We start from the raw sequence: 13825 nt of genomic DNA, 5'->3' as shown, positions 1-13825 counted from the left end.
GACATCATGGCCCGGATGCGGAATGGTAAAAGGCAGAAAGCCAACAATGGGAGTTCGTGATGACAATCTACAAGAGTAATGGCGATCGCGTTCCGGATCACATCCACGTAATGGCCGAAGAAGCCAGGGCCGGACGTGTCGATCGCCGCGAGTTTCTCGCTTTGGCCAGCGTCTTCGGCGCGTCCACGGCGATGGCCTATGGCATGCTCGGCCTCGCCGACCCGACGCCGGCGAGAGCGCAGGACGTGGAGGGCAAGAAGGGCGGCATATTGAAGGTCGCTATGTGGATCAAGGATCCGAAGGATCCGCGCAAGGCCGACTGGTCGGAAATCGCTAATGCCGAGCGCCAGGCGCTCGAGCCGTTGGTCAAGTACACAAACGAATACACGTTCCGCCCCTACCTGCTCGAGAGCTGGGACGTCAACGACGATGCCACCGAGTACACGCTGCATGTGCGCCAGGGCGTCACCTGGAACAACGGCGATCCGTTCACCGCAGACGATGTCATCTTCAACTTCAAGCGTTGGGCCGACAAGAAGGCCGAAGGCAATTCCATGCCCGGCCGTCTCGGCTCGCTGGTCAAGGACGACAAGCTGGATGAGAGCGCAGTCACCAAGGTCGACGATTTGACGGTGAAGCTGAAGCTCAGCACGCCGGATATCGCCCTCATCCCCAACGTGTGCGACTATCCCGGTCTCGTCGTCCACAAGACCTTCGACGAAAAGGGTGGCGATTTCAAAGCCTGCCCGATCGGCACCGGCCCCTTCGAGCTCGTCTCCTACGATGTCGGCCAGAAAGTCGTCTACAAGCGCCGCGAAGACAACAAGTGGTGGGACGGCGAGGTCTTTCTCGACGGCATCGAGTTCATCGACTACGGCACCGATCCGGCGGCCACGGTCAGCGCCTTCGAATCGGGAGAGGTCCATACCAATTTCGAGACGTCAGCCGACTATGTGTCGATCCTCGACGGTGTCGACCTGGTCAAGTACGAGGTGGTCACCGCAGCGACCATCGTCTGCCGCACCAACGTGGCCAACAAGCCTTATGATGATCAGAAGGTCCGCAACGCGCTGCAGCTCGCAGTCGACAACGCTGTCGTGCTCCAGCTGGGGGGTGGCGATGCCGGTACTGTCGCCGAAAACCACCATGTCGCCCCGATCCATCCGGAATATTACGAGCTGCCGAAGATTGCCCGCGATCCGGCTAAGGCAAAGGCGCTGATGGAGGAAGCCGGGCAGGCCGATTTCGAGCACGAGCTGATCACGGTCGACGAAGACTGGCACAAGAACACCGGCGATGCGATCGCCGCGCAGATGCGCGACGCCGGCATCAAGGTGAAGCGCACGGTGCTGCCGGGTTCGACGTTCTGGAACGACTGGACGAAGTATCCGCTGTCGATGACCAACTGGAACATGCGGCCGCTCGGCGTCCAGGTTCTGGCGATCGGCTACCGCACCGGAGAAGCCTGGAACGAAACTGCCTGGTCGAATCCCGAGTGGGATGCCAAGCTCAACGCCGCGCTTTCGGTCGCCGACGCCGCCAAGCGCAAGGAGATGATGAAGGACATCGAGCAGATCCTGCAGGATTCCGGCATCATCATCCAGCCCTACTGGCGCAAGCTGTACAGCCATTCGGTCGCGGCGGTTAAGAACTACGCCATGCACCCGACCTTCGAGCGCGATTACGGCAAGGTCTGGCTCGACGAGGCCTGATCGGATCGATCGTGGAAGGGGCGGTTCGCCCCTTCCACCCACGCCATGCATGATCCCACAACCGAAAGTCGGCGCAGCAAAAAAGCGCAAACTCTTCGGATGAGGGCGTGCAATAAGACACGGTTGATCGCATTCTGAGGGTCCGTTTGACAGCCAGCTCCGCCGATAGCGGCTGAGCTGGTTCCAAGCCGGCCTCAACCCCAACCAGACCGGCAGGGGACCGCCATGCTTTCTTTCATCCTTCGACGCCTCGGCACCATGGCATTGACGATGCTGTGCCTGACGTTGGTCGTGTTCTTCCTGATCAATCTCGACCCCAATCTGAAAAAGCTGGCGATTAGCCAGACCGAAATGCACACCTCGGCCGAGCAGCTCGAAAGCTGGCTGGTCAATCATGGCTACCGCCAGAATTTCTTCTCCCGCTACGGCCAATGGCTGGGTGTCGTGCCCAAGCAGCCGGTCACAGACCCGGCAACGGGCAAGCCCGGGCGACGTTTTTCCTTCTGCAACGATCCTGTCGAGCCGACGTTCTCCGGCGTGTTGCAGGGCGATTTCGGCTGCTCGACCAAGTTCAAGACGACGGTCGCGTCGAAGCTTTTCCCGGCGCTCGGCGCCACCGGCATCCTGATGTTCTGGGTGCTTGTGGTGATGGTGCCGATTTCGCTTCTGATCGGCATCCTCGCCGGCATGCGCGAGGGGTCGCGAACCGATCGGACATTGTCCGTCGCCTCGATCGCCTCGACGGCGACGCCCGAATATGTGTCGGGCGTCATTTTTACCGTCATCTTCGCCTCATGGCTCGGCCTGCTGAACGGTTCGGCGGCTTCGGCCAGCCGGGGCATCACCTTCTACAACTTCACGCTGCCTGTCATGACGCTGGCGATCTACGGTATCGGCTACATCGCCCGCATGACCCGCGCCTCGATGGTCGAGGTGATGACGCAGCAATATATCCGCACCGCCCGGTTGAAGGGCCTCTCCTTCGGCAGCGTCGTGGTCAAGCACGCGCTGCGCAACGCGCTGATCGCGCCGTTCACTGTCATCATGCTGCAATTTCCCTGGCTGCTCACCGGCGTCGTCATCGTCGAGGTGATGTTCCGCTATCAAGGCTTCGGCTACACGCTGGTCGAGGCGGCCGGCAACAACGACATCGATCTTTTGCTCGGCTGCTCCCTGGTCTCGGTGTTCATCGTCCTGATCACGCAGCTCATTTCCGATGTCGGCTATGCGTTTCTCAATCCGCGTATCAGAGTTCAATAGGGGATCGGGCGGATGCAGCTTGAATATATCGGCGCCTTCAACGTGGTGCTTGGCGTGCTTGCGCGTTTCTGGCCGGTCTGGATCGCTCTCGTCCTGGTGATGGGGGCGAGCTTCGCCTACAAGAAGAGGCTTGGCCTCTACGGTCAGCTGTTCGACAGTAGCGTCGGCATCGTCGGCGTCGGCATCTGCCTATTCTGGCTGTTCACGGCGATCTTCGCGTCGACCATCTCGCCCTTCAATCCGCTTGTCCAGATCCCGATCATGAAGGACGCGCTGCCGGGCGCGGTCGAGCCGCAATCCGGACTTGTCTACCTGTTCGGCGGCGACAAGCTTGCCCGCGACGTGTTCAGCCGCATGGTCTATGGCAGCCAGATCGTGCTGATCATCGCGCCGGCGGCGACCGGTTTCGCGCTGATGGTCGGCATCACGCTCGGCCTGCCGGCCGGCTATTACGGCGGCAGGATCGACACCGTGCTGTCCTTCCTCGCCAATCTGGTGCTCGCCTTCCCGGTGATCCTCCTGTTCTACCTCTTGGTGACGCCGGGCATCATGGAGACACCGATTCCCTACATGATGGCCGGCCTGTTCTTCCTGTTCCCGATCATCTTCTTCAGCGTGCTATTCTGGACGCGCTACAAGAAGCGGCCCGACCGCCTGTACATCCTCCTGGGGCTGACGCTGATCATTGGCGGCTGGGTCTACGCCGGCCTCGTCTTCGACGCCGACCCGTTCAGGATCATCCACATTGATCCCAACCAGCTCAACATCTTCGTGGCGGTGGTGTTCGCGTCCAGCCCCGGCGTGTTCCGCATCGTGCGCGGCCTGGTCATGGACATCAAAACGCGCGACTATGTGGCGGCGGCGCAGACGCGCGGTGAATCGCCCTGGTACATCATGCTGTGGGAGATACTTCCCAATGCGCGCGGGCCGCTGATCGTCGATGCCTGCCTTCGTATCGGCTACACCACGATCCTGCTCGGCACGCTCGGCTATTTCGGCTTGGGGCTGGCGCCAGAGAGCCCGGACTGGGGCACCGCGATCAAGGATGCCAGCCGGCTGCTGCGGTCCTTCATCCATCCGGCGCTGCCGCCGACGATCGCGCTGATGTCGTTCGTGCTGGGCCTTAATCTCCTGGCAGACTCGCTGCGTGAACAATCGATGAAAGATTGATGGACGGGTCTTCGACCCTACTTAGAAGAACCAGGATTGGAGCGACCCATGAATGAGGCAGTTCGAAATCCCGCCAAGCCGACCAATGGGCCGATCATCGAGATCGAGAACCTGTCGATCTCCTTCTTCACCCGCAAGGGTGAGATACCGGCCGTTATGGACTTCTCCTGCACGGTCATGCCCGGCGAAGCGATGGGCATCGTCGGCGAATCCGGCTGCGGCAAGTCGACCGTGTCGCTCGGCATCATGCGCGACCTCTCCAACATCGGAAAGATCGTCGGCGGCCGGATAAAATTCCAGGGCAAGGACATGGGCGACCTGTCCGACGAGGAACTGCGCGCCATCCGCGGCAACAAGATCGCAATGATCTACCAGGAGCCGATGGCCAGTCTGAACCCGGCGATGAAGGTCGGCCAGCAACTGATGGAAGTGCCGCTGATCCACGACAAAGTGTCGAAGGAAGAGGCTTATAAACGCGCGCTGGAAATGGTGCGCTCGGTCAGGCTGCCCGATCCCGAGCGCATGATGCGCTCCTTTCCGCACCAGCTTTCCGGTGGCCAGCAACAGCGCATCGTCATCGCCATGGCGCTGCTGTCGAAGCCGGCGCTGCTCCTGCTCGACGAGCCGACGACCGCGCTCGACGTGACGGTGGAAGCCGGCATCGTCGACCTGGTCAAGGGGCTCGGCGAGAAGTTCGGCACCTCGATGATCTTCGTGTCGCACAATCTTGGCCTGATCCTGGAAACCTGTGACCGCATCACGGTGATGTATTCGGGCGAAGCGGTGGAGACCGGCAAGATCAAGGACGTCTTCGACCGAATGCGCCATCCCTACACGCAAGGCCTATTCCGCTCGATCCCGCTGCCCGGCGCCGACAAGAATTCTCGGCCTCTGATCTCTATACCGGGGCAACTGCCGCTGCCGCACGAGCGGCCGAAGGGCTGCAATTTCGGCCCCCGCTGCCACCATTTCGTCGAGGGCGTCTGCAACGCCGCCGAAATCCCGATGATCGCTGTCGACGGCCATGAAGGCCATTTTTCGCGCTGCGTGCGCTTCAACGAGATCGACTGGGAAGCGCTGCCGCCCGGCGCCAAGAAGGTCAACGAGCGCGTCGAGCCCGGCGCGCCGGTGCTCAAGATCGAGGACCTCAGGAAATACTATAAGGTCGGCGGCAGCGAAGTGTTCGGGTCAAGCGAAGGCCGCGTCGTCAAGGCCAACGAGACGATCTCCTTCATGGCACGCGAATCCGAGACCGTCGCCATCGTCGGCGAGTCCGGTTGCGGAAAGTCGACGCTGGCCAAGGTGCTGCTCGGGCTGGAGACGGCAAGCTCCGGCACTGTGACGCTCGGCAACAAGCGGATCGAGTCGACCGGCGTCGAGAAGCGCAGCGTCGAGACGGTGTCGTCGATCCAGATGGTGTTCCAGAATCCGTTCGACACGCTCAATCCCAGCCACTCGGTAGGCTCGCAGATCATCCGCACGCTGGAAAAGTTCAACGTCGGCAACACCGTCGCCGACCGCCGCAAGCGCATGCTGGAGCTTCTCGACCTGGTGAAGCTGCCGCGGGCGTTCGAGACCCGCAAGCCGCGCCAGCTTTCCGGCGGCCAGAAGCAGCGCATCGGCGTGGCGCGGGCCTTTGCCGGCGACGCCAAGGTGGTGGTAGCCGACGAGCCGGTCTCGGCGCTCGACGTGTCGGTGCAGGCGGCGGTGACCGAGCTTTTGATGGACATCCAGCGCAAGAACAAGACGACGATGCTGTTCATCAGCCACGATCTGTCGGTGGTGCGCTACATCGCCGACCGGGTCGTCGTCATGTATCTCGGTTATATCGTCGAGCAGGGCACGACCGACCAGATCTTTTCGCCGCCCTATCATCCCTATACCGAGGCGCTGCTGTCGGCGATCCCGATCGCCGACACCAGTGTGATCAAGAAGCACATCGTGCTGGAGGGCGACATTCCGTCAGCGATGAACCCGCCGACCGGCTGTCCGTTCCAGACGCGATGCGGCTACAAGAAGCTGGTGCCGGACAATCTTTGCGAGACGCAGGTGCCGCCGGTCAAGCATCTCGGCGACGGCCATATGAGCCTGTGCTGGCTTGCCGACGATGTGCTGGCGAAAATGGAGCCGGTGATCAAGTTCGACAAGGAGCATGCCGCCAATGAAGGCGTGCCGGACGACGCGCCGCAAGGTGTGGGTCCGGGCTTTGCCGGCACCCCGCCCAAGCGTCCACATGGAAAGCGGCCGAAGCTGACGGAGGGTTAGATCCGTGGCGCCGTCAACGCGCGCACTGGCGTAGCTGCGCGGCGTAGTCCTGCGCCATCTGCTCGGTGGCCCGCGCGTAGCGCTGCACGCCGGCGTCGCCGCGATTGCCGCGGCCGTAGGCTGTCCAGCCGAGATAATAGGCTAGATAGAGATTATAGGTGTCGTTGCGGGCGATGCCGAGCGTGTCTGATGTCTTGGAATGGTACCAGCCGACGAAATCGACGGCATCGGCAAACCTGGTGCGGCGCGCCGCCCAGCTGCCCGTCTCGCTCTGGTACTGCGCCCAGGTGCCGTCGAGCGCCTGCGAGAAGCCGGTGGCGCTGGAGACACGTTTCCAGGGAATGAAGCCGAGAAGCTTGGTGCGCGGCGGCCTGGCATTGCTCTTGAAGCCGGATTCCTTGCGCACCGTCGCCATCAGCACAGGAACTGGCACACCGTATTTCTGCTCGGCGCGTTCGGCCGCTGCCTGCCAGTTGTCAAACCAACCGTCATTCTGGTCGAAGACGGCGCAGACATCGTTGATATGGCTCGGCGGCGTCGCGCAGGCCGACAGCACGAGCAGCACGGTAACAGCTACAATTTTACTAAAACTTGACCTACGCATCGGAGGAGGATTAGGCCGAAAACATAAAGGGAATCTTGCGGCGTTTCTTAACGGCTCATCGGCTGCTTTGGCCGGGGCACAGCGAGGATGGATATTCCGACGTTTTCTGTCGCTTTTGTTGGAATGAAATTCCCAAAATGCCGCCTTGGCTAAAATCACGCCCGAAGGTGGCGGATTTCTGACAGCCCGATCCTCGTGCTGGCGCTTTGATGCGCCGCATGACCGAACCGAGACGCAAGCGCGGCGCCGAGCGAACCAGCAACAGGGGACCGGTTGCCATCCCGCAACTGCCGCTGCGGCGCGTCACCAATCCCTATCCGCCAATGGCGATGCTTTCGGCCGACCAGATCGAGGCGATCCACCAGGCGTCGATGCACATTCTGGAGAATTTCGGCATCGAGGTGATGAGCCCGCGAGCGCTTTCGCTGTTCGAGAAGGCCGGGGCCAAGGTCGATCATGCGCCGATGACAATCCGCATCGACCGGGGCATGGTCGACGAGGCACTGAAGACGACGCGGTCGAGCTACCGGCTTACGCCGCGCAACCCGGCCCATACCGTCCATCTCGGCGGCAACACCATCAACTTCACTCTGGTCGCCGGACCGCCCAATGTGCATGACATGGAACGTGGCCGCCGCGCCGGAAACTTGCGCGACTATGACGATCTCACCCGGCTGGCGCAGCATTTCAACTGCATCCACATGCTGGGCAATCAGGTCTGCGCGCCTGTCGACCTGCCGGCCAATTCACGCCATCTCGACACCTACTTCGCCAATCTGACGCTGACCGACAAAAGTTTTCACGTCTCGGCGATCGGCCGGGGCAGGGCGCTCGACGGCATCGAAATGATGGCGATTTCGCGAGGGCTGACGCTTGATGAGATGCGCGATGATCCCGGCGTCACCACCATCATCTCGGTCAACTCGCCGCGCCGCTTCGACGAGATGATGGCCGAAGGCCTGATGACCATGGCCGAGTTCGGCCAGTCGGTCGCGGTGACGCCGTTCACGCTGATGGGCGCGATGAGCCCGGTGACGCTTGCCGGCGCGCTCGCGCAGCAGAACGCCGAGGCATTGTTCGGCGTGGTCTTGACGCAGCTTGTCCGACCCGGCGCGCCGGTCATGTATGGCGCCTTCACATCCAATGTCGACATGAAGTCCGGCGCCCCGGCCTTCGGCACGCCGGAGAACACCAAGGCCAACATCGCTTCCGGGCAGTTGGCGAGGCGTTACGGACTGCCCTACCGGACAACGCCGGGTTCGGCCTCCAACGCCGCCGACGCGCAAGGCGCCTATGAGACGCTGATGGCGCTGTGGGGCGCGGTGCTCGGCCACGGCAATCTCGTCTACCACGCAGCCGGCTGGCAGGAAGGCGGGCTGACCGCGTCGTTCGAGAAGTTCATTATCGACGTCGAGATGATCCAGCACATGATGGAATTTTTGCGCCCGATCGAAGTCAACGAGGCGGAACTCGCCGTCGAGGCGCTGGGTGCTGTGCCGACCGGCGGCCATTTCTTCGGCGAGCCGCACACGCTGGAGCGCTACGCCACCGCCTTCTACCAGCCAATGCTCTCCAACTGGCAGAACTACGAGGCGTGGCAAGAGGCCGGCGGGCTCGACGCCACGGCGCGCGCAACGCGGCTGTGGAAGAAAGCGCTGGAAGATTATGTCGAGCCGACGATGGATATTTCTGTGCGCGAGGCGCTGGAGGCGTATGTGGCGAAGCGCAAGGAAGCGATTGGGGCGGGTGAGCCGTGATGGCCACAGGTTTGCGCTCGTATACCCCTCTCTGTCCTGCCGGACATCTCCCCCTCAAGGGGGGAGATTGGCTGTCACGTTTTCCTTCGCCAATCACCAACGTTGAAAGAAGCATGGCGGCGCCGTCGCTGCTGATCTCCCCCCTTGAGGGGGAGATGGCCGGCAGGCCAGAGGGGGGTGGCTTGGCTCCTCCCGTCCCGATTCATCGTTCCCCTCCAACTCATTGAAATAACGAGAAAACCCATGAAATCGCATGCAAAGGTCGTGGTCATAGGCGGCGGTGTCGTCGGCTGTTCCGTGCTGTTCCATCTGGCGCGTCACGGCTGGACCGACGTCGTGCTTTTGGAGCGCGATGAGCTGACCTCCGGTTCGACCTGGCATGCGGCCGGCGGCATGCACACGATCAATGGCGATCCCAACGTCGCCAAGCTGCAGAAATACACGATCTCGCTCCACAAGGAGATCGAGGAACTGTCCGGCCAGGCGACCGGCGTGCATCTGACCGGCGGCGTGCTTCTGGCGGCGACCGAGGCGCGGCTCGACTGGCTGCGCGGCGTCGTCGCCAAGGGCCGCTATCTCGGCATCGATCTCGAGGAGATTTCGCCTAACGAAGCGGCCGAGCTGATGCCGCTGCTCGACCCGAAGCAGTTCGTCGGCGCTGTCCGCAACAAGGAGGATGGCCACCTCGATCCTTCAGGGGTCACCCATGCCTATGCCAAGGCTGCGAGGAAGCTTGGCGCCGAGGTTGAGCGCTTCACCAAGGTCGAGGACATCGTGCGCCGCGCCGACGGGCTGTGGCGCGTCATCACCAACAAAGGCGAGGTGGTGGCCGAGCATGTCGTCAATGCCGGCGGTCTGTGGGCGCGCGAGGTCGGCCGCATGGTCGGGCTGGAGCTGCCGGTGCTGGCCATGGAGCACATGTATCTGATCACCGAGGACATGCCGGAAGTCGCCGCCTGGAACCAGAAGACCGGCACGGAGATCATCCACGCGGTCGATTTCGACGGCGAGCTCTATCTGCGCCAGGAGCGCGGCGGCATGCTGATGGGCACCTATGAGAAGGCCAACAAGCCATGGTCCGAATTTTCCACGCCGTGGAATTTCGGCCACGAACTGCTGGAGCCCGACATCGACCGCATCGCGCCGTCGCTGGAAGTCGGCTTCAGGCATTTCCCGGCCTTCCAGAACACCGGCATCAAGCAGATCATCAACGGTCCCTTCACCTTCGCGCCGGACGGCAACCCGCTGGTCGGGCCGGTGCGCGGCCTGCCGGGCTTCTGGGTCGCCTGCGGCGTCATGGCCGGCTTTTCGCAGGGCGGCGGCGTCGGCCTCGCACTGTCGAACTGGATGATCGAGGGTGACCCCGGCGCCGATATCTGGGCGATGGACGTCTCGCGCTACGGCGACTGGGCAACGATGGCCTACACCAACGCCAAGGTGCGCGAGAATTATTCGCGGCGTTTTTCCATCCGCTTCCCCAATGAGGAGCTGCCTGCCGGGCGGCCGCTCAAGACCACGCCGGTCTACGACCTCTTGTCGGCCAAGGGCGCGCAATGGGGCGTGGCCTTTGGACTGGAAGTGCCGCTTTGGTATGCGCCCGAGGGCGTCAAAGATGAGTTCTCGTGGCGGCGCTCAAGCGATTTTGAGCATGTCGCAAACGAGGTGAGAACGGTGCGGACAAGTGTCGGCCTGTCGGAGATTTCGAACTTCGCCAAATATAGGGTGACCGGCGAGGGCGCTGCGGTCTGGCTCGACCGCCTGCTTGCCTGCAAGCTGCCAAGACCCGGCCGCATGACGCTGGCGCCGATGCTGAAGGAAGACGGCAGGCTGATCGGCGATTTCTCGCTGGCCAATCTCGGCAACCCCAATTCCAACGGGGAGGGCTGGTTTCTCGCCGGCTCCGGCATTGCCGAGCAGTATCACATGCGCTGGTTTGAGGCCCATCTGCCGCGAGATGGCTCGGTCCGTATCGAGGCGCTGGGGGCGAAGCTAACGGGCCTGTCGATCGCCGGACCGAGGGCGCGGGACGTGCTGGCAAAGGTTACGCGGGCGGATGTGTCGAATGCGGCGTTTCCGTTCATGGCCGCGGCCAAGATGGACATCGGCATGGCACCGTGTCTGGTCGGCCGCGTCAGCTACACGGGCGATCTTGGCTACGAGGTCTGGGTGGCGCCGGAATATCAGCGTTCCGCGTACCAGACCTTGATGGCGGCGGGCGAAGAATTCGGCATCGGTCTGTTCGGCTCGCGCGCGCTCAACGCGCTTCGGCTGGAAAAGAACTACGGCTCGTGGGCGCGCGAATACCGGCCGATCTACGGGCCGCTGGAGGCCGGTCTCGATCGCTTCGTCGCCTACGGGAAAGAAACCGATTTTGTCGGCAAGCAAGCGGCACTCGCCGAGCGCCAGCAAGGCGGCAAGCTGCGGCTGCGCGCCTTTGTCGTCGATGCGGCCGACGCCGACGTCATCGGCGACGAGCCGATCTGGTTCGACGGCGTCGTGCGCGGCTGGGTCACGTCAGGCGGCTACGCGCACCATTCGAAGACGTCCGTGGCCATGGGCTATGTGCCGAAAGAGATCGCCGACGAAGCCGACGGCTTCGAGATTGAGCTGCTGGGTAAGCGTTATCGCGCGCGCGTGCAGCCGTCGCCGCTGTTCGACGCCAATCTCAAGCGGATGCGGGGGTGAAGGCGCCGCTTGTCGGCGCCTCAAGCGCTGCGGCGGTTGTCCAGCGCAAAAGCGCCGGGACCGGCGAACACCAGATAGAGGAAGATGAAACAGAAGGAGATTGCCGCATCGCCGCCATTGTTGACCGGGAAAAAGCCGCTTGGCATGTGCGCCATGAAATAGGCGATCGCCATCTCGCCGCTGAGAAGGAACGCGACCGGCCTGGTGAACAGCCCCAATACCAGCAGGATGCCGCCGGCGAATTCGAGGATGCCCGCGGTCAGCGATAGGCCGCTCAGGGCGCCGGCATGATCGCTGACGGGAAAATTGAACAGTTTCTGGGTGCCGTGCTCCATAAACTGCAGCGCGGTCATGATGCGAAGCACAGCCAGAGCCTGCCGCTGATATCTGGCGAGACCGTCGAAAAGCTTCATCTAGGCTCCATTTTACCCCGAACTGGCCATAGATTATCGCCCGGCAAGGGACCATTCACTTCGCACGGCCTGCCATCAACAATCGGTGATTGGAAATGTTCCTCGTCCCTCAATATTTTTCTCGCTATGGTTGCATAAAATCGCTATAGTTGTATTGATAGCCAGACACTCCAACCATGTGGGTTCCGTTTGCCATGAGAAAAGTCGTCGTCAGCCTATTCGCTATCCTTGCAGGCACCAGCGTCGCCATGGCCGACGACGCCGGCTGTGCTGCTTTCAAATGACCGGTGACGCGCGAGGAGGCTCTGTTTGCGGCAGCGCCCGCTGCGCAGTCCGGCGCTGACCTTTCGGTCGGCGAGGCTGCAGATGTGGCGTTGGCGCCGGTCGACACGATCAGCTTCACCGTTCCGCCGGAACGCGCGCCGGCAGCCGGTACATTCGGCGCGACGGCAAGCGTGGCCGTGCCCCCGGAGGGAGAGCTCCAGATCAGCCTGTCCGATGAGGCCTGGGTCGATGTCGTTCAGGACGGCAAAGCTGTAAAATTGGCTGGTTTCAGCGGTATGAAGACCTGTCCGGGGATTCGCAAGAGCGTGCGCTTCAAGCTGGCCGCCGGCCCGGCGACGGTCCAGCTCAGCGGCGCCAAGAACGAGACCCTCAAGATTGCTGTACTGGCGCCGGAATGACTTTGCGCCCTGAGGCAATTCATCTGCTCGCATCGCACCAACGGTGCGGTGCGGCTGTTCAATTTTGATAGGTATCGGGCTGGTTCAGCGTCCCGGCGCGATCAGCGCGAAATACGGGTGAGCCTCCGCCATGGGCACGATAGATTTCGCCTAGAGCGGTTCAGCTTTTGATAGAATCGCCGAACCGCTCTAAGTATTTGTTCTTACGCAATTCCGGACGGAAAACCGCTACGCACTTTTCCTGGAATTGCTCTAAGAACGTCGCCCGGATCGAATGGTACCTCCGGCTCCCGAAGCTCTTTCGCTAACTCGCGCTCCCAATTCTTGCCGCCGCCGAACGACACATAGCCGTCCAACTCAGCGGCACCAAAAAGTTGCGGTGCTGACGCTGGAATGATCCAGCGGCAGCACTCGGTTGGTCAGGACGCCTACCTGACCGGCGCCATCAGCGCGAAATGAGCGCCTTGCGGATCCGTGCACTGCACGATCCAGCCACCGCCGGGAACCTCCATCGGGCCCATCAGGATCTTGCCGCCATTGTCGGTCACGCGCTTGGCCGCCGCGTCGATGGCCGGAACATTGAAATAGAACTGCCAGACCGGCACCGGAATCTGCTCGGGCTTGTTCATCATGCCGCCAATAGGTTCGCCGCCGGCGGCGAAGAGCTGGTAGGTGCCCATCGGCCCCATATCCATGGCCTCGCCCTTGGTCCAGCCGAATTGCCCGGCATAGAAATCGAACGCGGCCTGCCAGTCGGTCGTATAGAGCTCATGCCAGCCGATGTTGCCAGGCGTCGCCAATGGCAGCGGCGGCTGGTCGGGGCCATCCGGCTGCAGGAAGTTGAAGGCCGCGCCTTGCGGATCGGCAACGACGGCAAAGCGACCGACGCCCGGAATGTCGTCGGGTTCGCGGTGAACCGCACCGCCGGCTTCCTTCAACGATTTCGTCGAAGCATCGACATCCCTGGTGTGGATGTAACCGATCCAGGCTGGCGGCATACCCATCTTGCGCACTTCGTCCGGCTGCGCCATCAGCCCGCCGACGCCGCGCTCGCCGACATTCATGACGATATAGCGCGGCATGCCGGGCGCCTCGAAGAGTTGCGCTTTCCAGCCAACGACAGCGGTGTAGAACGCTTCGGCGGCGTCGAGATCGGTGGTCATCAGTTCGTACCAGAAAAAGGGCATCGGGGACTTGGCATTGTCGTGCTCCTTGCGTTTCCAGTCGTGGGCGGTTTCCAGTTGTGGATTGTGGTTCGATTCATCCTAGGACGATC

10 protein-coding genes are annotated in these 13825 nt (G+C 62.3%); 7 read left to right on the top strand and 3 right to left on the bottom strand.

Annotation, left to right across the window (positions count from 1 at the left end; all coding sequences use genetic code 11):
- The first annotated feature begins 59 nt into the window (after positions 1 to 59).
- The 4 genes from CIT25_RS02055 to CIT25_RS02040 all read left to right on the top strand — a co-directional run bounded on the left by CIT25_RS02055 (position 60) and on the right by CIT25_RS02040 (position 6407).
- Positions 60 to 1712, top strand: coding sequence for an ABC transporter substrate-binding protein (locus CIT25_RS02055; RefSeq protein WP_095482911.1), 1653 nt, complete (start codon positions 60 to 62; stop codon positions 1710 to 1712).
- 225 nt (positions 1713 to 1937) lie between these two features.
- A complete protein-coding gene (locus tag CIT25_RS02050; RefSeq protein ID WP_095482910.1) occupies positions 1938 to 2972 on the top strand; it encodes an ABC transporter permease in 1035 nt (344 codons plus the stop codon).
- A 12-nt stretch (positions 2973 to 2984) separates the two neighbouring features.
- Positions 2985 to 4142, top strand: coding sequence for an ABC transporter permease (locus tag CIT25_RS02045; RefSeq protein WP_095482909.1), 1158 nt, complete (start codon positions 2985 to 2987; stop codon positions 4140 to 4142).
- A 48-nt stretch (positions 4143 to 4190) separates the two neighbouring features.
- Positions 4191 to 6407 (top strand): dipeptide ABC transporter ATP-binding protein, encoded by a 2217-nt coding sequence (locus tag CIT25_RS02040; protein ID WP_095482908.1) that lies wholly within the window; start codon positions 4191 to 4193, stop codon positions 6405 to 6407.
- A gap of 13 nt (positions 6408 to 6420) precedes the next feature.
- Here CIT25_RS02040 and CIT25_RS02035 read toward each other — a convergent pair whose 3' ends face one another.
- A complete protein-coding gene (locus tag CIT25_RS02035; RefSeq protein ID WP_095482907.1) occupies positions 6421 to 7011 on the bottom strand; it encodes a transglycosylase SLT domain-containing protein in 591 nt (196 codons plus the stop codon).
- Between the two features lie 218 nt (positions 7012 to 7229).
- Here CIT25_RS02035 and CIT25_RS02030 point away from each other — a divergent pair, with 218 nt between their 5' ends.
- Both CIT25_RS02030 and CIT25_RS02020 read left to right on the top strand, forming a co-directional pair.
- Entirely contained in the window at positions 7230 to 8768 is a 1539-nt protein-coding gene (locus CIT25_RS02030) for a trimethylamine methyltransferase family protein (protein ID WP_158302498.1), read from the top strand.
- A gap of 243 nt (positions 8769 to 9011) precedes the next feature.
- Positions 9012 to 11453: a GcvT family protein gene (locus tag CIT25_RS02020; RefSeq protein ID WP_095482904.1), complete on the top strand. Its 2442-nt coding sequence runs from the start codon at positions 9012 to 9014 to the stop codon at positions 11451 to 11453.
- Between the two features lie 20 nt (positions 11454 to 11473).
- On the opposite strand, the gene CIT25_RS02015 is transcribed toward CIT25_RS02020, so the two are convergent.
- The gene (locus CIT25_RS02015; RefSeq protein ID WP_095482903.1) at positions 11474 to 11866 is read right to left on the bottom strand and encodes a DoxX family protein; all 393 of its coding nucleotides are present in this window, start codon (positions 11864 to 11866) and stop codon (positions 11474 to 11476) included.
- 287 nt (positions 11867 to 12153) lie between these two features.
- On the opposite strand from CIT25_RS02015, the gene CIT25_RS02010 reads away from it, so the two are divergent.
- Positions 12154 to 12549, top strand: a complete 396-nt coding sequence (locus tag CIT25_RS02010) for a hypothetical protein (RefSeq protein ID WP_245329739.1) — start codon at positions 12154 to 12156, stop codon at positions 12547 to 12549.
- A gap of 428 nt (positions 12550 to 12977) precedes the next feature.
- On the opposite strand, the gene CIT25_RS02005 is transcribed toward CIT25_RS02010, so the two are convergent.
- Positions 12978 to 13736 carry a VOC family protein gene (locus tag CIT25_RS02005; RefSeq protein ID WP_095482902.1) on the bottom strand — a complete coding sequence of 253 codons (759 nt, stop codon included), beginning with the start codon at positions 13734 to 13736 and terminating at the stop codon, positions 12978 to 12980.
- Between the last annotated feature and the right edge of the window lie 89 nt (positions 13737 to 13825).

The sequence above is a fragment of the Mesorhizobium mediterraneum genome, assembly GCF_002284565.1.
GTDB classification, from domain to species: Bacteria; Pseudomonadota; Alphaproteobacteria; order Rhizobiales; family Rhizobiaceae; genus Mesorhizobium; species Mesorhizobium mediterraneum.
This window is presented reverse-complemented; position numbering and strand designations above follow the sequence as displayed.